The organism is Bradyrhizobium sp. 956_D2_N1_4 (genome assembly GCF_052076025.1).
In the GTDB taxonomy this organism is placed as follows: Bacteria; Pseudomonadota; Alphaproteobacteria; order Rhizobiales; family Xanthobacteraceae; genus Bradyrhizobium; species Bradyrhizobium barranii.
In genome coordinates this window covers 2557236-2575423 of sequence record NZ_CP197237.1, presented here as the reverse complement: position 1 = coordinate 2575423, position 18188 = coordinate 2557236, and the positions used below count along the sequence as shown (strand labels likewise).

Sequence of the window (18188 nt, the reverse complement as noted above, 5' to 3'; positions counted from 1 at the left end):
GTCCTCACGCCAAAACAGGGGACATCAGGGAGAACGCCATGCCACAGCACCATCAGCCATCGACGCTTGCCGCGCTCGGCCGGACCTGGGTCGAGGCCTGGAACGCGCGCGATCTCGAGTGCGTGCTGACGCTCTACGCCGAGGACACCGTGATGACCTCGGACCGCATCCCCGCGATGGGATTCGACGCTAGCGGCACCGTGCACGGCAAGGACGCTTTGCGGGCGTATTGGGGCAAGGCGCTCGCCCTGTTGCCGGAGCTGCATTTTACGCTGATCGACCTGTTCGTCAGCCCGGATAGCGTCGTGGTGTTTTACGAGAACGAGCGGGGCAAGCGGATCTGCGAGTATTTGCGGGTGAATGATGCGGGGCTGATCGTGCAGGGATCAGCGAACCATTTGGCGCAGTGACGCTTGCGCGCATTGCTGTCGGCCACGCGCTTATCGAGTGCAGACGGTGCCGCCCCATCCACCGCTGTCATTCCCCGCGCCAGCGGGGAATCCAGTACGCCGCGGCTTTTCCGCATCACGGCGCGGCCTCTGGAATACTGGATCGCCCGATCAAGTCGGGCGATGACACCGAGTATCGCTCGCAATGACGGAGACTGCCGGACGAGCGTGCGCTAACACTGCGCCCGCCGGCTCTGAAACAGGATCACCACCGATGAAACTCCCCGCCTCCCCCTTCACCGTCACCGACTGGAGCAAGGTCGAGGCCACCACGCATCCCGGCGAGACCGGGCAAGCCAAGTGGCGGACGCTCAACATCGGCGATCTCCGGGTGCGGATGGTCGAGTATTCGCCGGGCTATCTCGCCGACCATTGGTGCGACCGCGGCCACGTGCTCTACGTGCTCGAGGGCGAGCTCGACAGCGAGCTGCGCGACGGGCGGAAATTCAAGCTCACCGCGGGGATGAGCTACCAGGTCTCGGACTTCGGCGACGCCGCGCACCGGTCCTCGACGGCCACGGGGGCGACGCTTTTCATCGTGGATTGAGGGCTGTCGGGCGGCTCATTTGCACCGCAAAATAGCAAAGCCGCGCCACATGCCGGCCCACGGGTGGTGCCTTGAAGTAGCCCCAAATTCTCGCTATATTGTGATCATCGATACTTGGCCGAACGACTGGGCCGCTTCGCTTCGTTGCAGACGGGCGCGCACGCTTCAGATGACTTCCCCAAACATCGACTGAACAGGATCATGGGCGCAATTTCGCGTACCGGTCCACGTGCGTATCCTCTCTAACTAACTAAAGGAAATTCCCATGGCTATGGGCACCGTGAAGTGGTTCAACACCCAAAAGGGTTATGGTTTCATCCAGCCGGATGACGGCCAGAAGGACGTGTTCGTTCACATCAGCGCCGTCGAGCGCGCTGGCCTCTCCTCCCTCAACGAGGGTCAGAAGGTCTCGTTCGACATCGTCGCCGACCGCCGCAGCGGCAAGTCGTCGGCGGACAATCTCCGCGTCGGCTAACGCCCACGCACCGTTCTGACCACGGACGTACCGGCAGAACGTCGAGTTAGAAAGCCCCGCGAGCTTCGGTTCGCGGGGTTTTTGTTTTGGGGGAACTGCGGCGCGGCACACGCGGTGCCGTAGGGTGGGCAAAGGCGCGCTCTTCGCGCGCCGTGCCCACCATCTTTCACACTACGAATGGTGGGCACGCTTCGCTTTGCCCACCCTACGAGGGTCACTACGAGAGCTACGTCTTCTTCAGCACCGAGACGAAGAACCCGTCCGTCCCCGTTCGCCGCGGCGTCATCAGCCAGCCTTCATCCGACTGCAGCGCGGCCTTTGCAAAATCCTCCGCCTTGTCCCAGAGCACGCTTGCGGTCTGCTCCGGCGGCACGACCGCGAATTCGGGATGGCGGGCGGTGAACGCCCTCACCTGCTCGCCGTTCTCTTCCGCCAGCACCGAACAGGTGATGTAGGCGATGCGGCCGCCGGCCTTGACTAGCGGCACGGCGCGCTCCAGCACCTCGGCCTGATCACGCAGGCGGATCTCCAGCGCGCCGGGGCGCATGCGCCATTTGGCGTCCGGATTGCGGCGCCAGGTGCCGGTTCCCGTGCAGGGCGCATCGATCACGACGAGGTCGGCGGTGCCGCTGATGTCGGCCAGTGGATCGGCCTCGCCCTTGGGCGTGCGGACATCGGCATTGTGGACGCCGGCGCGCGACAGGCGTTCGTGGATCGGGGCAAGCTGGCGCTTGTCGCTGTCGGTCGCGATCAGCCGGCCCTTGCCCTGCATCATGGCTGCGAGCGCCAGCGTCTTGCCGCCGGCGCCGGCGCAGAGATCGATCACCTGCTCGCCGGGCTTTGCCGCGGTGAAGCTGGCCGCAAGCTGCGATCCCTCATCCTGAACTTCAACGGCGCCCTTGATGAAATCCTCCTCCGCCTGGAGGCCGGGATTGCGCGCATCGGCCGAAAGCTCGATGCGCAGGCCGTTTGCGGACCATGGCGTCGGTTCCGCATGAAGATGAGCAAGCCCGCGCAGCACCTTGTCGCGATTGGATTTTAGCGTGTTGACGCGCAAATCGAGCGGCGCACGGCTCGCCATCGCGGCCGCCTCCGCGGCGCGCTCCTCGCCGAACACTTTCGCAAAGTACGGGTCGAGCCAATCCGGATAGTCGCCGGCGATCGCAGCCGGCGCGTCCTTGAGGGAACGCGAGGCCAGCGCGGCCTGCTCGGCCTCGGTCAGCGGCGCCGGTGCAAACCGGCTGCCGTCGAACAGCGCGCCCATGGTGGCCGCGTCCATGTTGCGCTCGAGGCGGAGCATGCCGATCAGCCGGGCGCGCGCGGTATCGGCATCCATCAGGAAGGCGCTCGAGGCATAGCGGCGCAGCACGTCCCAGACGAGGCCCGCGATGGCGGCGCGGTCGCCGGAGCCGGCGAAGCGGTGCGCGGTGCCCCACTCCTTGAGCGCCTTGGCCGCCGGCACGCGGTCCTTCTCGATGGTGTCGATCAGTTCGATGGCTGCGGACAGCCGGGCAGCGGGAGTCATTTGAATCTTTCAGGTCAGGATTGGCTATTTTTGTTTTGCGCATGATCTTGTCGGAAACCCGGTATCCACTTTGCGCTAACGCGGCCCTCCGGGTCCGGATCATGCGTGCATCAGATCAACAACAGCATCTTCAGCGCGAAGTAGATCCACATCGCGAGCAGCACAAGCACACCCGCGAGCCAGATCGTGGAGCGCCGGCCGAGATCGTTGGAGGAGACGAACACGCCGGCATGGGCGAAGCGCGTCACCACAAACACCCAGGACATCAGCACGATGAAGAGATCGGCATGGCGCAACGGCAGCGCCAGCGCGATCAGCGCGTAGAACAGCACCGGTAATTCGAACTGCTCACCCAGCGCAATGTCGCGGCTCTTGGTCTCGCCGGAGACCGGCGAGCGCCGGCGCGCCAGCGCCATTCCGATCAGGAGTGCGAAGGTGAGACCGACCTGCACGAAGACAGGCAGCAAAACCATTTGGATGGACATCGGAACTTTCCCGTCAGGCGGAACACCGCGGACCGTCATTAGCCGCGACTGCTGGCGCTGACAATCAACGAGTTGAACCGGTGTTCCCGGTCCCGCGACCAAAGGCCGATAGTTAAAGCGATTTCGGCCCCTGGGCCGCAAGGCGAGCGAGCGCCAAGAGACTGACATGAACACCCTCACCAGCCTTTTGACCGACTCCGCGGACGGCCGGCTCGGCATCCTGATGTCGGCGCTGTCAGGCATGGCGGGGGCGCTGGCGATGACGGTGTACTTCCGCCTGAGCTACCGCAGCTGGCGCGACGTCGTCAGGCATCGCCTCGCCACTTTGGCCGCCCTCGCCCTGTTCGCCTTCGCCGCCTACGACATGCGCCACGCCGCGCTGGCCTATCTCGGCCTCAACCCGTCCAAGCTGGCGGTCGAGTTCGAGATCCGGATGCCCAGGGAAACGCTCACAGCGGTGTCCGACAGCCAGATCGAGCTGCACACCGACCGCAACCAGACGCTGGCGCTGGTCGACGGCGTGCGCGAGCTCGGTGATGGCCGCTCCGTGCTGCGCGGCGCGGTGGCGCTCAACCACCGCACCGCCGACCGCGTGCTGGTCGTGAACCTGCCCGGCAAGGGCACGTTCGAATTCCGCCTTCGCCTGCCCGCCGAGCCGCACCGGTCCGAGCAGTTCGGACCCTGGCACCTCGCCGACCGCATCGCCTCGCCGGCCACCGGCATCGGCGCGCCGCAGGACGCCTACACGATCCGCTATCGCGTGCTTTAAACTTTGTTTCATCGCAATGCATGCGCGCGCCGTCATCGTTCCGACGTGCGACAACGCGTATGCTGATGCCATGTCCGAATTTCGCCTCACGCAGATTTCCGACACCCATCTCGGCCGGCGCTTCCCCGGCCTGATCGCAAATTTCGATCGCGTCAGCGAACACATCGACGCTGATCGACCCGACCTCGTCGTCAACACCGGCGACGTCTCCTTCGGGCCGACAAGTCGCGACGACGTCGAATTCGCCAAGAGCCGGCACGACGCCCTGCCCGTCGCCTGCCGCTACCTTCCCGGCAATCACGACATCGGCGACAATCCAACCGCGATCGGGCCTGCGCCCAAGCCGCCGGTCGAGGAAAAGCACCGCCAACAATTCCGCGACATCATCGGCGAGGACCATTGGTCGTTCGAAGCGGCCGGCTGGCACTTCATCGGCCTCAACTCGCTGGTGATGAATTCCGGGCTCGCCTTCGAGGCTGAGCAGTTCGACTGGTTGTCCCGGGAAATGGCGCGCATCAACGGCAGGCCGATCGCGCTGTTCGTGCACAAGCCTATGTTTCTCAACCTGCCCGACGACCCCGAGACGCCGGAGACCTCGATCCGCTACGTGCCGCAGCCGGCACGCGCGCGCCTGATCGAGATGTTCTCGACTGTGGACCTGCGGCTCATCGCCAGTGGGCACGTGCACCAGCGGCGCGACTTCACCTACCGCCACACCCGCCATGTCTGGGCGCCGTCGGCCGGCTTCAGGATCAACGACGCGCGCCAGGACCGGATCGCGATCAAGGAAGTCGGGCTCGTCGAATATCGCTTCCGTCCGAGCAGTCTTGAAGTTCGTCACGTCAGGGCCGCGGGCCAGGTCGATGTCGATATCGAGGAGCTGCTCGCCCAGATGGGCGGCGAGCACTAGCCCAATTCACGGACACGCCACCTTACCTAATTACCTAATTGTATCGAATTCGCGCCGGAGTTGGCTAAAATACCCTAATGACAACGTTGTCATTCCGACATATCGTTCCCGAGCGGTCGAGGAGCCGCTGAGGGAGCGACGATGCAGTTCTTGTCCCGGTGGGAGAGCCAACGTCTTTCAACGACCACGCGGGGCATCCCCCTGGTCGATGGCCTGCCGATCGAGGAGATTGCCGGCCAGGATTGGCAGCCTTGCCGCGGCGATCTCGCCCTGCCCGCCCTCACCCTCGATGAAGCCGCCTTCGCGGCCAACCGCGACCTCTTCCTGCGCTGGTGCAGGAGCGCCGGCGTTGCCGTTGCGCCCCACGCCAAGACGCCGATGTCGCCGGAGCTCGCGCGGTCGCTGCGCGAGGCCGGCGCCTGGGGCACGACGGTTGCCAACATCCAGCAGGCCGCCGTGCTGCTCGCGAGCGGGGAGCGGCGCCTGCTGCTGGCCAACGAAATCGGCGGCCTCGCGGCCGGCCGGCGGCTAGGCGCGTTGCTCGGCGCCTATCCCGGCGTCGAATTTCACGCCTTCGCGGATTCACCGGCGGCGGTCGCAGCGCTGGCGGAAGCGGCCCGGATAGCGGGCCGCCGCGAATTGTCCGTGCTGGTCGAGCTCGGCGCGGGCCGGACCGGCGCGCGCGATCGCGCCGCGGTCGAAGCGACGATCGCGGCCGTGCTCGCGGCCGACGGCCTCCTGCTCGGCGGCGTCGCCACTTACGAAGGCGCGGTCGCGACGCCTGATGCCGACGAGACGATGCGCGCGATTGCGGCGCTGATGGAGCGCACCATCGAGGCCTTCGCGCTGGTACGTCATGCTGCTCCGGGCCGGCCGCTGATCATCAGCGCCGGCGGCTCGGCCTATTTCGACGTCGTCGCCCGCGCGCTCGCGCCAAGCGCGCAGGCAGACGGCAACGCCAGCGTCCTCTTGCGCTCAGGCGCGCTGTTCTTCGCCGATCACGGCATTTACGCGCGCGCCTTCGCCGAACTCGACCGTCGCGGCGGTCTCGTCATCGACGGCGCGCGGCACTCGGCGGCCGAGGGTTTCCAACCTGCGCTGAAACTTTGGGCCGAGGTGCTGTCGCGGCCGGAGGCAGGCCTCGCGATCGCCGGCTTCGGCATGCGCGATGCTTCCTTCGATCAGGGATTGCCGCTGCCGCTGCGCGTCTTCCGCGACGGCGTCGCGCAGCAAGGGCTCGCCGAGACCTTGTCGGTCACCCGTCTCAATGACCAGCATGCATTCCTGTCCGTTGCGCCCGATGGCACGCTTGCGGTCGGCGACATCATCGCCTTCGGCATCTCGCATCCCTGCACCTGCCTCGACCGCTGGCGCGTGATCCTCGGCCTCGACGCCGGCGGCATCGTCACGCGCGCCCTGCCCACCCAGTTCGGCTGAGGCGGCGCGCGATGAATTTCCTGCCGCTGTGGCGCTATCAGAACCAGCTCATCGACGGCGCCATCGTCACGCTCGAGTTGACGGTGATCGCTGCGCTGGCCGGGCTCCTGATCGGCGTTGCCGGCGCGGTCGCGCTAAACGGCCGCATCACGCCGCTGCGCTGGCTGGTGCGCGGCTACATCGAGCTGTTCCGCAACACGCCGTCGCTGATCCAGATCTTCATCGTCTTCTTCGTGCTGCCGAACTTCGGCCTGAAGCTGCCGGCGTTCGAAGCCGCCGCCGTCGCGCTGTCGCTCTATTTCGGCGCCTACTCGGTCGAGATCATCCGCGCAGGTCTCGATTCCGTGCCGAAGAACCAGATCGAGGCCGGCCAGTGCCTTGGGCTGTCAGGCTGGCAGGTGTTCCGTCACATCCTGCTGCCGCCGGCGCTGCGCAACGCCTATCCGGCCGTGACCAGCCAGTTCGTCCTGCTGCTGCTCGGCACCTCGCTCGCTTCGCAGGTCGCGGCCGACGAGCTGTTCCACGTCGCGGGCTTCATCGAGAGCCGCACCTATCGCAGCTTCGAGGTCTATGCGGTGATCTGCGTGGTCTATTTCGCGATGGCGATGTCGTTCAAAGCGCTGTTCGCCATTATCGGTCTGGCGGCCTTCCGCTGGCCGCGGCGGCGCTGAGGGACAAGCCGATGCGATCCTTCACCCTCATCGATTTCGTCTCGCTGTTCGCGGCGCTGCGCTGGACAGTTGCGCTCGTCGTGCTCGCGCTCGCCTTCGGTGCGCCGCTGGCGCTGGCGCTCGCCACGGGCCGCATCAGCCGCTTCGCTGGGCTCCGCTGGACGATGGCGGCGTGCATCCAGATCGTCCAAAGCGTGCCGCTGCTCGGGCTGCTGTTCTTCTTCTATTTCGGCATGCCGATGTTCCTGGGCATCCAGGTGCCGGCCCTCGTTGCCGTCACCGTCGCCTACACGCTCTACACCGCCGCCTTCCTCGGCGAGATCTGGCGCGGCGGGCTGGAAGCCGTGAAGCAGGCGCAATGGGAGGCAGGCAGCTGTCTCGGCCTCTCCGCCTGGCAGCAATTCCGCCACATCATCGCGCCGCAAGCACTGCGGCTGTCGCTGCCGCCGACCGTCGGCTTCCTGGTGCAGCTGATCAAGGGCACCTCGCTCGCCTCGATCCTCGGCTTCGTCGAGCTTGCCCGCGCCGGCCAGGTGGTGAGCGCGGCGACGTTCCAGCCGCTGCTCACCTACGCGCTGGTCGCCGCGATCTATTTCGCGCTGTGCCTGCCGCTCACGCTCTGGTCCCGCTCCCTGGAGGCCCGCCTCGATGGCTCTCGTTGAAATCCGCGACGTGCACAAGACATTCGGCAAGGTCGAGGTGCTCAAGGGCGTCTCGCTCGACGTCGAGGAAGGCGAGATCGTCACGATCATCGGCCGCTCCGGCTCGGGCAAGTCGACCCTGCTCCGCTGCATCAATGCACTGGAGAGCGTCGATTCCGGCGAGATCCGCGTCGAGGGCGAGAAGGTCCACGCCAGAATGCCTGACCTGAAGGCATTCCGTCAGCGCGTCGGCATCGTGTTCCAGGCTTTCAATCTGTTTCCGCACCTGAAGGTCGAGCGCAACATCACGCTGGCTCCGCTCCTCACCGGCCGCATCGACAAGGCCCGCGCGCGGGCGCTGGCCGAGGACGTGCTGACCAGGGTCGGCCTCGCCGACAAGATCGACGCCTGGCCGGAGCAGCTCTCCGGCGGCCAGCAGCAACGCGTCGCCATCGCGCGCTGCCTCGCCATGGCCCCTCACCTCATGCTGTTCGACGAGGTGACCTCCGCGCTCGATCCCGAACTCGTCGGCGAAGTGTTGAAGGTGATGGAGGCGATGGCGAAGCAGGGTATGACCATGATCCTCGTCACCCACGAGATGGGCTTTGCCCGCAACGTCGCCAACCGCATCGTCTTCATGCATCAGGGCCGCGTCTGGGAACAGGGACCGCCGGCAAAACTGTTCGCCAATCCTGAAACCCCCGAGCTCGCCAGCTTCATCGCGTCCGCCAAATAACCATCCACCAATCCCCGATCAGGAGAGAGCCATGAGACCACTGAAATCCCTCTTTGCGATCGCAGCCACGGCGCTCGCCGTGCTCGCTGCCCCCACCCTCGCGCAGGCCGACAAGCTCCAGGACGTGCTCGGCGCGGGCAAGCTGCGCGTCGGCCTGCTGACCGATGCCGCGCCGTGGGGCTTCAAGGACGACAAGGGCGAGATCGCGGGTCTCGATGCCGACCTCGCCCGGCTGATCGCCGCCGACATGGGCGTCAAGCTCGAGCTCGTGCCGGTGACGGGCGCAGCGCGCATCCCGAGCCTGCTCTCCGACAAGATCGACATCCTGATCGCGGGCCTCGGCGCGACGCCCGAGCGCGCCCAGCAGGTGATGTTCTCGCAGCCCTATGCGGTGGTGAATCTCGGCGTCTACGGCGCCAAGGCAATTCCGGCCGCGACCGGCAAGAAGCCCGACAATCTCGACGGCCGCAGCGTCGCCGTGTCCAAGGGCTCGACGCTCGACGTCTGGCTCACCGACAACGCGCCGAAGGTGAAGCTGGTGCGTTTCGAGGATACGCCGGCCGCGCTCGCCGCGTTTCTCGCAGGACAAGCCGACACCTTTGCCGAGAACAGCGCCATCGCGTTGAAGGTTCAGGACCAGAACCCGACCAAGGAGGTCGAGCTGAAGTTCCTGATCCGCCAGTCGCCGGCTCATGTCGGCGTGCGCCAGAGCGAGCAGAACCTGCTCAACTGGATCAACACCGACATCTTCTTCAACAAGCTCAACGGCAAGCTCGGCGCACTTCAGCTGAAATGGTTCAAGGAAGAGCAGACGCTGCCGACACTGTGAACCAGCACACGGCTCCCGCACCAATGCGGGAGCCAACCTTCACGAGGAGAATTTCGAGATGATCAAACGTTACGTCGTCGGCTCGCGCATGAGCCAGGCCGTCGCCGCAGGCGGCATGGTGCACATCGCCGGCCAGGTCGCTGATGACCGCAAGGCCGGGATCGTGTCGCAGACCCAGCAGGTGCTCGCCAAGATCGACGCGTTGCTGAAGGAAGCCGGCTCCGACCGCTCCAAGCTGATCGCGGTCAACGTCTTCCTGCCTCATATCACCGACTTCGACACCATGAACTCGGTCTACGATGCCTGGATCGATCCGGCCAACCCGCCGGCGCGCGCCTGCGTCGAAGCCCGCCTCGCCGATCCCGACCTGCGCGTCGAGATGACCGCGGTCGCCTTGCTCTAGGGCGCCGCCATCCTTTCAACCTTTGGCCGGCGCCGGCGACGGCGCGGCCGCGAGGCAAGCCATGCATACCGGACTTTTCCACGAGATCGATTTCGAGAAGGACCAGAAATGGTCGGGCCATCTCGGCATTCCCTTCTCGATTGATCGCTCGCCCTACTACCAGCTCAAGATCCCGATCTTCCGGATCAAGAACGGCGCCGGGCCAAAACTGCTTTTGATGGCCGGCAATCACGGCGACGAATATGAGGGCGAGATCGCGCTGACGCGGCTGTATCGCCGGCTCGATGCAAAGGACGTCAAAGGCGAGATCACCATCCTGCCCTTCGCCAATTGGCCAGCCGTGATGGCGGCACGCCGCCGCTCGCCGCTCGACGAAGGCAACCTCAACCGCGCCTTCCCCGGCGATGCCGCGGGCACGCCGACGTTCCGGCTTGCGCACTTCCTCGAGCACGAGCTGTTTCCGCGGCACGACGTCGTCTTCGACATCCATTCCGGCGGCACCTCGATGGCGCATGTGCCTTGCGCGCTGATCGAGCGGCAGGGCACGCCCGAGATGTTCGCCCACGCGCTGCGCCTGATGGAGGGGTTGGGGATGCCCTTCGCCTTCGTCGCCGAAAACGGCGCGACCGCTCCGACCTCGATGGCCGCGGCTGCACGCGCCGGCGCGATCGGGCTCTCCGGTGAATTCGGCGGCGGCGGCACCGTTACGCCGCAGACGATGGCACTCACGGCACGCGCCGTCGATCGGCTGCTGCTCGCACTCGGCCTCGTCCAGGCGCCGGTGCTGGGCCCTCACGCGCCGGTCGAGCGCGCCACCGAATTGCTGGCGCTGCAAAGCCATGCGCAGGCGGTGTTCGCGACCCGCCGCGGCTGGTTCGAGCCCGCCGTCATGGTCGGCACGCGCGTTGCGGCCGGCGACGTCGCCGGCTGGTACCATGATTTCGAGCGCCCGGAGCTGCCGGAAGAGGTGCTGCGCTTCCCCGCCGACGGCATCGTGATCTCGCAACGCCTGCACACCGACAGCCAGAGCGGCGACTGCCTGGTCCAGGTCGGCCGCGCGCTGTCACGAGACGAGCTGCCGGCGCGCTGAGTTTTGGAGACGATACCGACTGCGATTACACTCGGGATTCGATGACCGATCCGGCAAAGCCAACCTATGACGACGTTGTGCGCATTCCAGCGCCGCCCGGCCGCGCCAGCGCGAGCGGGCGGCCGCCGCGCATCGAGGAAGTCGCGGAGCGCGCGGGCGTCGCGCCGATCACGGTGTCGCGGGTGTTGCGTCACCCCGAGAAGGTCAATCGCGAGACTCGCGAGCGCATCCTCGAAGTGATCGAGGCGACCGGTTACGCCTCCAACCCGCATGCGCGCGCGCTGCGCTCGGGGCGCTCGAACGTGGTGATGGCCTTCGTCTCCAACATTCTCAGCCAGCAGTTCGGCCTTGCGGTGCGCAGCTTCGCCGCCACGCTTGAGCCGGAAGGCTTCGAGGTGCTGGTCGGCCAGACCTCCTACTCCTATGCCAAGGAAGTCGCGATGATCCAGTCGCTGCGCGGCATCCGCCCCGCAGCAGTGATGTTCACCGGCGTGATCGAGCTCGAGGAGAATCGTGCCGCGCTGCTCGAGCTCGGCATTCCCGTGATCGAGACCTGGGCGTTTCCGCGCGACCCCATCGACATGCTGGTCGGCCTGCCCAATGCCGATGCTGGCGCGATGGCGGCGCGCAGGCTGGCTGAAGCCGGGCATCGCCGCGTCGCCTTCATCGGACGCGGCAGCGGCCGTGGCGCACTGCGCCGCGACGGTTTTCGGAGCGCAGCGGCAAAGCTCGGCCTCGAGATCGTCCACGAGATCGGCGTCGGTGAGATCACGGGCCTCGTCGACGGCCGCGCCGCTTTCACCACCCTGCTCGAACGCGGCGGCGACGTCGATGCGGTGTTCTGCGCCAACGATCTGCTCGCGACCGGCGCGCTGATCGAGGCCCGCGCCCGCGGCCTCTCGGTACCGCGCGATCTGGCGCTGCTCGGCTTCGGCGACAACGACGTCGCCGATCAGATCACGCCCGGTCTCACCACCATCTCGTTCGACGCAGCGGCCGTGGGGCGGATCGCGGGCGAACTGCTACTGGCGCGGCTATCCGGCACACCGCTCGCCGAGCAGCGGCTCGCCGTCGAGCTGTTCCTGGTCAAGCGCGGCAGCGTCTGAGGATCGCGGATCAGGCGATGGTCTTGAGATCCTGCTGGATAGCAGCCAGCAGCGATTGCAGCGCATCGCTGTTCACCGGCCTCGCCTCCGCCTTCGCAGGCTGGACCTTGTCAGGCTGCGCAGCTTTGCCCGGACGTTTCGGGAATGGCGGTGGTGGCGCCGGCATCGCGGCTGGCGTGAAATCGCCCTCCTCGTCGACGTGGACGAACTTGCCATGGATGACGTCGTCGCGACGGCCCATGACGAACAAGGTCGCCCAATAGCCGGCAGCCAGAAGGATTACGCTGAAAATACCAATCTCTAACATCGCAGCACCTAAAATATGCGCGATGATTCAATGCCTTCGCTCAGCCGTCAATGAACCGACGGTCACACCTGCGGCTTTTGCGAGCAGGTGTGGCCGACCGGTCACTCTTTGTTAACCATCGATGTCCGGGGTGTGACGCCTTTGCAACTAGGCCTTGCAGCTAGAGCCCCGTTCCGGGGCTCTAGAGTCTCGTTTGGCGCGTTTTCTTCACGCGAACCGGTACCCACTTCGCTCGAAAACGCTTTACGCCTTATCTTGCCCGACCCGCACCAGCTGCTTGCCGAAATTGGCGCCCTTCAGGAGCCCCATGAACGCGCCGGGTGCGCTGTCCAGGCCCTCGGTGACGAACTCCTTGTACTTGACCTTGCCGTCGCGGACCCAGGTAGACATGTCGCGCAGGAAGTCGCCATGGCGGTTGGCGAAGTCGGAGACGATGAAGCCGCGGAAGGTGAGCCGCTTGGTCAGGGTCGCGCGCATCATGCTGGCAGCCCATTTCGGCGGCTTGGCCTCGGTGTCGTTGTAATGGGCGATCAGACCGCAGACCGGCACGCGCGCGAACGGATTGAGCAGCGGGAACACCGCCTCGAACACGGCGCCGCCGACATTCTCGAAATAGACGTCGATGCCCTTCGGGCAGGCAAACTTCAGCTTCGCGGCGAAATCGGTTTCGCGATGATCGAGGCAGGCATCAAAGCCGAGCTCCTTCACCACGTAGTCGCACTTGTCCTTGCCGCCGGCGATGCCGACTGCACGCGCGCCCTTGATCTTCGCGATCTGGCCGACGGCCGAGCCGACCGCACCGGAGGCACCGGCGACGACGACGGTCTCGCCTTCCTGCGGCTTGCCGATGTCGAGCAGGCCCGTATAGGCGGTCATGCCGGGCATGCCGAGCACGCCGATGGAGGTCGAGATCGGACCGAGCTTCGGATCGACCTTGATCAAGCCCTTGCCGTTGGAGATTGCGTGCGACTGCCATCCGGTACGGGCTCGCACGATGTCGCCCTTGGCGAAATCAGGATTGTTGGAGGCCGCGACCTCGCTGACCGCCTCGCCCTCCATCACGCCGCCGACCGGCACAGGTGCTGCGTAGGACGGACCGTCGCTCATGCGTCCACGCATATAGGGATCGAGCGAGAGCCAGATCGTGCGCAGCAGGACTTCACCCGCGCCGGGCGCCGGAATCGCGAATTCCTCCAGACGAAAATCGGACGGCTTTGGCTCGCCGACGGGACGCGCGGCGAGAACGATGCGTTTGGCTTGGGACATGGCTTCCTCCTGACTACTTGGTGCAGTCATTTAGGAGGTACGTGGGAATGAAGCAAATCCCAACACTCGCTGTCATCGCCCGCGAAAGCGGGCGATCCAGTATTCCAGAGGCGGCTGTGATTGAACCGAGAAGCCGCGGCGTACTGGATTCCCCGCTTCCGCGGGGAATGACACCGTCATCGAGGCGAGCGCGCCGAAACCGACGCGCAGCCGAATGCGGAGCGCCTAACCCGCGCCCGGATAGTTCGGGCTCTCGCGCGTGATCGTGACGTCGTGGACGTGGCTTTCGCGCAGGCCCGCGCCGGTGATGCGGACGAACTGGGCCTTGTCGTGCAGGTCCTTCATGTCCTTTGCGCCGACATAGCCCATCGCGGCGCGCAAGCCGCCGGCGAGCTGGTGCATGACGTTGCCGACCGGGCCCTTGTAGGGCACCTGGCCCTCGATGCCTTCAGGCACGAGCTTGAGCGTGTCCTTGATGTCCTGCTGGAAGTAGCGGTCGGCCGAACCGCGCGCCATCGCGCCGACCGAGCCCATGCCGCGATAGGCCTTGTAGGAACGGCCCTGCCACAAGAACACTTCGCCGGGGGTCTCGTCGGTGCCGGCGAGCAGCGAGCCGACCATGGCGATGTCGGCGCCGGCGGCGAGCGCTTTCGCAAGGTCGCCGGAGAACTTGATGCCGCCGTCGGCAATGACGGGAATGTCGGACTTCTTTGCAGCTTCCACCGCATCCATGATCGCGGTGAGCTGGGGAACGCCGACGCCGGCGACGATGCGCGTGGTGCAGATCGAGCCCGGGCCGATGCCGACCTTGATGCAGTCCGCGCCCGCATCGATCAGCGCCTGCGCGCCCTCGGTGGTGGCGACGTTGCCGGCAACGACCTGGACGGAGTTGGACAGGCGCTTGATGCGATTGACCGCATGCAGCACGTGGCGGGAATGGCCGTGCGCGGTGTCGACGACGACGAGATCTACGCCGGCATCGATCAGCCGTTCGGTGCGCTCGAAGCCGGTGTCGCCGACGGTGGTGGCGGCGGCGACGCGCAGGCGGCCCTGCGCGTCCTTGCAGGCGAGCGGATGGGCGACCGCCTTCTCCATGTCCTTCACGGTGATCAGGCCGACGCAGCGATATTGCTCGTCGACCACGAGCAGCTTCTCGATGCGATGCTGGTGCAGCATCCGCCGCGCCTCGTCCTGGCTGACATTCTCGCGGACCGTGACGAGGCCATCATGCGTCATCAGCTCGGAGACTTTTTGCCGGCGGTCGGTGGCAAACCGCACGTCGCGGTTGGTGAGGATGCCGACCAGCTTGCCGGGCGTATTCTTGCTCGCGCCGGTGACGACGGGAATGCCGGAGATGCCGTGGTCGCTCATCAGCTTGAGCGCATCGTCGAGCGTGGCCTCGGGGCTGATGGTGAGCGGGTTCACCACCATGCCCGACTCGTAGCGCTTGACCTGCCGGACCTGGGCGGCCTGCCCTTCGGGATCGAAATTGCGGTGGATGACGCCAAGGCCGCCGGCCTGCGCCATGGCGATCGCCATGCGGGCTTCGGTGACCGTGTCCATGGCGGACGCCATGATCGGGATGTTGAGCGGAATGGCGCGGGTGACGCGGGAGCGGATGTCGACCTCGCCCGGCATGACGTCCGACAGGCCCGGCTTCAACAGCACGTCGTCGAACGTAAAGGCTTCGCGAATGCCTTGAAGTTGCACCGTGGCCATCTGCCAACTCCTTCCTGCGGCCCTGCCGCAAATAGCTATGGATGAGCGCCGCCCTCAGCGTGCCTTGCGGCATCGCCGGAGAATCGGAGCCCATCGGTGGGGTTGACGCGGGTCGATAGCACGGCCACGCGACGAATCAAAGCAAATCGGACCGCCGGCCAGCCATGCACAGGCTTTTTAAGTAAATTCGGCGTGGATGGCCGGGTGGCGGCCCCCCTCGTCATTCCCCGGCGCGACGAAGTCGCGAGCCCGGAATCCGTCTCGCAGCGGTCTCTGGGGCCCGATCGATTCCGGGCCCGCGCCAAGGGGCGCGCCCCGGAATGACGCGGGAGCACGTGCACCCGCCGTCGAGGGTCACACCGTTGTTACGCAGGATTTAGGTGCTATGCGTTGATCCGCAATGGTCCCGGCGGAGCGGCGGTGATAAGCCGCAAGTCCACCTTTCCTTCTGATTTTCATTACCAATCCGTCATGGTCGACAAGCAACGCGTCATCCCGCTGATCGTGGCCACCGCTCTCTTCATGGAGAACATGGATTCGACGGTGATCGCCACCTCGCTGCCCGCGATCGCGGCCGACATCGGCACGAGCCCGCTGACGCTCAAGCTTGCCATCACCTCCTATCTGCTGTCGCTCGCGGTGTTCATCCCGGCGAGCGGCTGGACTGCGGACCGTTTCGGCGCGCGCATGGTGTTCGCGATCGCGGTCGGCGTGTTCATGGTCGGCTCGATCGGCTGCGCACTCTCGACCTCCGTCACCGATTTCGTATTCGCGCGCATCCTTCAGGGCATGGGCGGGGCGATGATGACGCCGGTCGGACGCCTCGTGCTGCTGCGCTCGGTCGACAAGAGCGCGCTGGTCAACGCCATGGCATGGGTGACGGTCCCTGCCCTCATTGGTCCCGTGATCGGCCCGCCGCTCGGCGGCTTCATCACGACCTACGCGTCGTGGCACTGGATCTTCCTGATCAACATTCCGATCGGGCTGCTCGGCATCTTCATGGCCTTGCGTTTCATCGATCCGATCAAGAGCGAGACGCGGGAACCGTTCGATCTTTACGGCATGGTGCTCGCGGGCGTTGGCCTCGCCGGCATCGCGTTCGGTCTGTCCGTCGCCGGGCTCAACCTTCTGCCCTGGAGCACGGTCGCGGCCCTGGTCGTGGGCGGCGCGATCTCGATGACACTGTATGTCCTGCACGCGCGGCGGACGGGTTCGCCGGTGCTGGATTTTTCGCTGCTGAAGCTGCCGACGCTGCGCGCGGCCGTTTTCGGCGGCTTCATGTTCCGGCTCGGCATCGGCGCGCTACCGTTCCTGCTTCCACTGCTGATGCAGATCGGATTCGGGCTGTCGCCCTTCCATTCCGGCCTCGTCACCTTCGGCTCCTCGCTCGGCGCCATGGGCATGAAGACGCTGGCCGCGCGCATCATCCGCACCTTCGGCTTCCGCAATTTGATGACGGTGAACGCGATCGTCAGCGCGTTCTTCCTCGGCGTCTGCGCGCTGTTCACGGTGACGACGCCGCTGCTCATCATCTTGGTGATCCTGGTGGTCGGCGGCTTCTTCCGCTCGCTGGAGTTCACCGCGATCAACACGGTGGCCTATGCCGACGTCGAGACCGCGCAGATGAGCCGCGCCACCACGCTGGTCAGCGTCAACCAGCAGCTCGCGGTCTCCGCCGGCGTCGCGGTCGGCGCGGCCTGCGTGGAAACGACGATGTGGTTCAACCATGTCAGCGAGATCGACGCCACCGTGTTCGCGCCGGCCTTCGTCGTGATCGCGCTGACCTCGGCGGCGTCGAGCTGGTTCTTCTGGCAGATGCCGGCCGATGCCGGCCACGAGATCTCCGGCCGCAAGGCGGTCGAGATCGCCAGCCGCAAGGGTGCCGCAAAGAGCGCGGCGACCGCCGCCGTCAAGACGGCGACGGAAGATACGCAGGACGTGCGGGACCAGCGGCTGGGGTAAAGCGCTATCAGGCCCGAGCGACGTCGGTCAGAACCCGACGTCGTAAAATCGTCCACGATGTGGCGGGCACGGGCGGCCTCCGCCGGCCGGTCGGCCCAGCACTCGTGCCCAGCCGCCTTGACCTAGCTCAAGGAGCGAAAGCCGGACATGAGCCTCGATGACACCTGCAAACGGTGATCGAAGACCAAGCCATGGCTCTATTGGGACCGGATACTCCGTTCGGGAGCATACTTGATCCGATGGAACGGATCTCGGAGACTTTGTTCGGGCTGATCATGGCCCTTACCTTCATCTGCTCGCTTGGTGTCGCGACCGGGACCAATATCAATATTCAAACAATGCTGATCGGCGCACTCGGCTGCAATCTCGCATGGGGCATCGTTGACGGCGGTCTTTATCTGCTGGCGCGCATCAATGACCGGGGAAACAAGGTTCTGACCCTCCGCGCGATACGGAAGGCGCCGGATCCCGAAGCAGCGCGCCGCGTCATTGCCGACGCGCTGCCGCCGGAATTGTCGGCCATGCTGCCCGTAGAGCAGTTGGAATCGATGCGGCAACGGTTGCAACAATTGCCTGAGCCGGCTCCCGGTCCGGGGCTGATGAAGCGCGACTGGATCGGAGCGCTCGGCCTTTGCCTGCTGAGCTTCCTGTCGACCTTCCCGGTGGTCATCCCGTTCCTGTTCCTGAGCGACGCCAGACTGGCGCTGCGCGTCTCCTACGCCATCGCCATCGTGATGCTGTTCTGTTGCGGTTACGTCTTCGGGGTTCGTAGCGGGCTGCGGCCTTCATTGGCGGGACTTGCGATGGTGGCTGTCGGTAGTACGCTGGTTGGCATCGCGGTCGCTCTGGGAGGATGATCGA

General features: G+C 65.8%; 20 protein-coding genes. 15 read left to right on the top strand and 5 right to left on the bottom strand.

Going from position 1 to position 18188, the window contains the following annotated elements:
• Positions 1-38: 38 nt before the first annotated feature.
• From AB7535_RS11625 to AB7535_RS11615, 3 genes are all read left to right on the top strand, one after another.
• Positions 39-410, top strand: coding sequence for a nuclear transport factor 2 family protein (locus AB7535_RS11625; RefSeq protein WP_439036298.1), 372 nt, complete (start codon positions 39-41; stop codon positions 408-410).
• A gap of 253 nt (positions 411-663) precedes the next feature.
• Positions 664-996 carry a DHCW motif cupin fold protein gene (locus tag AB7535_RS11620; RefSeq protein WP_063983785.1) on the top strand — a complete coding sequence of 111 codons (333 nt, stop codon included), beginning with the start codon at positions 664-666 and terminating at the stop codon, positions 994-996.
• A gap of 265 nt (positions 997-1261) precedes the next feature.
• Positions 1262-1471 carry a cold-shock protein gene (locus tag AB7535_RS11615; RefSeq protein WP_008141931.1) on the top strand — a complete coding sequence of 70 codons (210 nt, stop codon included), beginning with the start codon at positions 1262-1264 and terminating at the stop codon, positions 1469-1471.
• A gap of 226 nt (positions 1472-1697) precedes the next feature.
• Here AB7535_RS11615 and AB7535_RS11610 read toward each other — a convergent pair whose 3' ends face one another.
• Both AB7535_RS11610 and AB7535_RS11605 read right to left on the bottom strand, forming a co-directional pair.
• Positions 1698-2996: an RsmB/NOP family class I SAM-dependent RNA methyltransferase gene (locus AB7535_RS11610; RefSeq protein WP_166352603.1), complete on the bottom strand. Its 1299-nt coding sequence runs from the start codon at positions 2994-2996 to the stop codon at positions 1698-1700.
• A 110-nt stretch (positions 2997-3106) separates the two neighbouring features.
• Positions 3107-3481: an MAPEG family protein gene (locus AB7535_RS11605; protein WP_282522164.1), complete on the bottom strand. Its 375-nt coding sequence runs from the start codon at positions 3479-3481 to the stop codon at positions 3107-3109.
• Between the two features lie 166 nt (positions 3482-3647).
• Here AB7535_RS11605 and AB7535_RS11600 point away from each other — a divergent pair, with 166 nt between their 5' ends.
• From AB7535_RS11600 to AB7535_RS11555, 10 genes are all read left to right on the top strand, one after another.
• Positions 3648-4250 (top strand): acriflavin resistance protein, encoded by a 603-nt coding sequence (locus AB7535_RS11600; RefSeq protein WP_439036297.1) that lies wholly within the window; start codon positions 3648-3650, stop codon positions 4248-4250.
• Positions 4251-4320: 70 nt separating this feature from the next.
• The gene (locus AB7535_RS11595; protein ID WP_439036296.1) at positions 4321-5160 is read left to right on the top strand and encodes a metallophosphoesterase family protein; all 840 of its coding nucleotides are present in this window, start codon (positions 4321-4323) and stop codon (positions 5158-5160) included.
• 141 nt (positions 5161-5301) lie between these two features.
• On the top strand, positions 5302-6597 hold the full coding sequence (locus AB7535_RS11590; protein WP_439036295.1) for an amino acid deaminase: 1296 nt from the start codon (positions 5302-5304) through the stop codon (positions 6595-6597).
• An 11-nt stretch (positions 6598-6608) separates the two neighbouring features.
• Positions 6609-7268, top strand: coding sequence for an amino acid ABC transporter permease (locus AB7535_RS11585; RefSeq protein WP_063983789.1), 660 nt, complete (start codon positions 6609-6611; stop codon positions 7266-7268).
• Positions 7269-7279: 11 nt separating this feature from the next.
• Positions 7280-7930, top strand: coding sequence for an amino acid ABC transporter permease (locus tag AB7535_RS11580; protein WP_071914840.1), 651 nt, complete (start codon positions 7280-7282; stop codon positions 7928-7930).
• Positions 7917-8645, top strand: a complete 729-nt coding sequence (locus tag AB7535_RS11575) for an amino acid ABC transporter ATP-binding protein (RefSeq protein ID WP_071914842.1) — start codon at positions 7917-7919, stop codon at positions 8643-8645. The genes AB7535_RS11580 and AB7535_RS11575 overlap by 14 nt, the downstream gene beginning before the upstream one ends.
• Positions 8646-8676: 31 nt before the next feature.
• On the top strand, positions 8677-9474 hold the full coding sequence (locus AB7535_RS11570) for a transporter substrate-binding domain-containing protein (protein WP_439036294.1): 798 nt from the start codon (positions 8677-8679) through the stop codon (positions 9472-9474).
• Between the two features lie 58 nt (positions 9475-9532).
• Complete coding sequence (locus tag AB7535_RS11565; RefSeq protein ID WP_018645782.1) at positions 9533-9877, top strand: RidA family protein; 345 nt, start codon at positions 9533-9535, stop codon at positions 9875-9877.
• A gap of 61 nt (positions 9878-9938) precedes the next feature.
• Complete coding sequence (locus AB7535_RS11560) at positions 9939-10967, top strand: succinylglutamate desuccinylase/aspartoacylase family protein (RefSeq protein WP_166352587.1); 1029 nt, start codon at positions 9939-9941, stop codon at positions 10965-10967.
• A gap of 41 nt (positions 10968-11008) precedes the next feature.
• Positions 11009-12073 (top strand): LacI family DNA-binding transcriptional regulator, encoded by a 1065-nt coding sequence (locus AB7535_RS11555; RefSeq protein WP_166352585.1) that lies wholly within the window; start codon positions 11009-11011, stop codon positions 12071-12073.
• 10 nt (positions 12074-12083) lie between these two features.
• On the opposite strand, the gene AB7535_RS11550 is transcribed toward AB7535_RS11555, so the two are convergent.
• The 3 genes from AB7535_RS11550 to guaB form a co-directional block, all read right to left on the bottom strand.
• On the bottom strand, positions 12084-12380 hold the full coding sequence (locus AB7535_RS11550) for a hypothetical protein (RefSeq protein WP_085402226.1): 297 nt from the start codon (positions 12378-12380) through the stop codon (positions 12084-12086).
• Between the two features lie 243 nt (positions 12381-12623).
• Positions 12624-13646 carry an NADP-dependent oxidoreductase gene (locus AB7535_RS11545; protein ID WP_166352583.1) on the bottom strand — a complete coding sequence of 341 codons (1023 nt, stop codon included), beginning with the start codon at positions 13644-13646 and terminating at the stop codon, positions 12624-12626.
• 225 nt (positions 13647-13871) lie between these two features.
• Positions 13872-15365, bottom strand: coding sequence for an IMP dehydrogenase (gene guaB / locus AB7535_RS11540; RefSeq protein ID WP_028150953.1), 1494 nt, complete (start codon positions 15363-15365; stop codon positions 13872-13874).
• 471 nt (positions 15366-15836) lie between these two features.
• On the opposite strand from guaB, the gene AB7535_RS11535 reads away from it, so the two are divergent.
• Both AB7535_RS11535 and AB7535_RS11530 read left to right on the top strand, forming a co-directional pair.
• Positions 15837-17327, top strand: coding sequence for an MFS transporter (locus AB7535_RS11535; RefSeq protein WP_071914852.1), 1491 nt, complete (start codon positions 15837-15839; stop codon positions 17325-17327).
• 173 nt (positions 17328-17500) lie between these two features.
• The gene (locus AB7535_RS11530) at positions 17501-18184 is read left to right on the top strand and encodes a VIT1/CCC1 transporter family protein (protein WP_439036293.1); all 684 of its coding nucleotides are present in this window, start codon (positions 17501-17503) and stop codon (positions 18182-18184) included.
• The last annotated feature ends 4 nt before the right edge of the window (positions 18185-18188 follow it).

Coding starts and splice junctions, on each gene's coding strand:
- AB7535_RS11625 (WP_439036298.1), top strand. CDS start 39: ATGCCACAGCACCATCAGCCATCGACGCTTGCCGCGCTCGGCCGGACC.
- AB7535_RS11620 (WP_063983785.1), top strand. CDS start 664: ATGAAACTCCCCGCCTCCCCCTTCACCGTCACCGACTGGAGCAAGGTC.
- AB7535_RS11615 (WP_008141931.1), top strand. CDS start 1,262: ATGGCTATGGGCACCGTGAAGTGGTTCAACACCCAAAAGGGTTATGGT.
- AB7535_RS11610 (WP_166352603.1), bottom strand. CDS start 2,996: ATGACTCCCGCTGCCCGGCTGTCCGCAGCCATCGAACTGATCGACACC.
- AB7535_RS11605 (WP_282522164.1), bottom strand. CDS start 3,481: ATGTCCATCCAAATGGTTTTGCTGCCTGTCTTCGTGCAGGTCGGTCTC.
- AB7535_RS11600 (WP_439036297.1), top strand. CDS start 3,648: ATGAACACCCTCACCAGCCTTTTGACCGACTCCGCGGACGGCCGGCTC.
- AB7535_RS11595 (WP_439036296.1), top strand. CDS start 4,321: ATGTCCGAATTTCGCCTCACGCAGATTTCCGACACCCATCTCGGCCGG.
- AB7535_RS11590 (WP_439036295.1), top strand. CDS start 5,302: ATGCAGTTCTTGTCCCGGTGGGAGAGCCAACGTCTTTCAACGACCACG.
- AB7535_RS11585 (WP_063983789.1), top strand. CDS start 6,609: ATGAATTTCCTGCCGCTGTGGCGCTATCAGAACCAGCTCATCGACGGC.
- AB7535_RS11580 (WP_071914840.1), top strand. CDS start 7,280: ATGCGATCCTTCACCCTCATCGATTTCGTCTCGCTGTTCGCGGCGCTG.
- AB7535_RS11575 (WP_071914842.1), top strand. CDS start 7,917: ATGGCTCTCGTTGAAATCCGCGACGTGCACAAGACATTCGGCAAGGTC.
- AB7535_RS11570 (WP_439036294.1), top strand. CDS start 8,677: ATGAGACCACTGAAATCCCTCTTTGCGATCGCAGCCACGGCGCTCGCC.
- AB7535_RS11565 (WP_018645782.1), top strand. CDS start 9,533: ATGATCAAACGTTACGTCGTCGGCTCGCGCATGAGCCAGGCCGTCGCC.
- AB7535_RS11560 (WP_166352587.1), top strand. CDS start 9,939: ATGCATACCGGACTTTTCCACGAGATCGATTTCGAGAAGGACCAGAAA.
- AB7535_RS11555 (WP_166352585.1), top strand. CDS start 11,009: ATGACCGATCCGGCAAAGCCAACCTATGACGACGTTGTGCGCATTCCA.
- AB7535_RS11550 (WP_085402226.1), bottom strand. CDS start 12,380: ATGTTAGAGATTGGTATTTTCAGCGTAATCCTTCTGGCTGCCGGCTAT.
- AB7535_RS11545 (WP_166352583.1), bottom strand. CDS start 13,646: ATGTCCCAAGCCAAACGCATCGTTCTCGCCGCGCGTCCCGTCGGCGAG.
- guaB (WP_028150953.1), bottom strand. CDS start 15,365: ATGGCCACGGTGCAACTTCAAGGCATTCGCGAAGCCTTTACGTTCGAC.
- AB7535_RS11535 (WP_071914852.1), top strand. CDS start 15,837: ATGGTCGACAAGCAACGCGTCATCCCGCTGATCGTGGCCACCGCTCTC.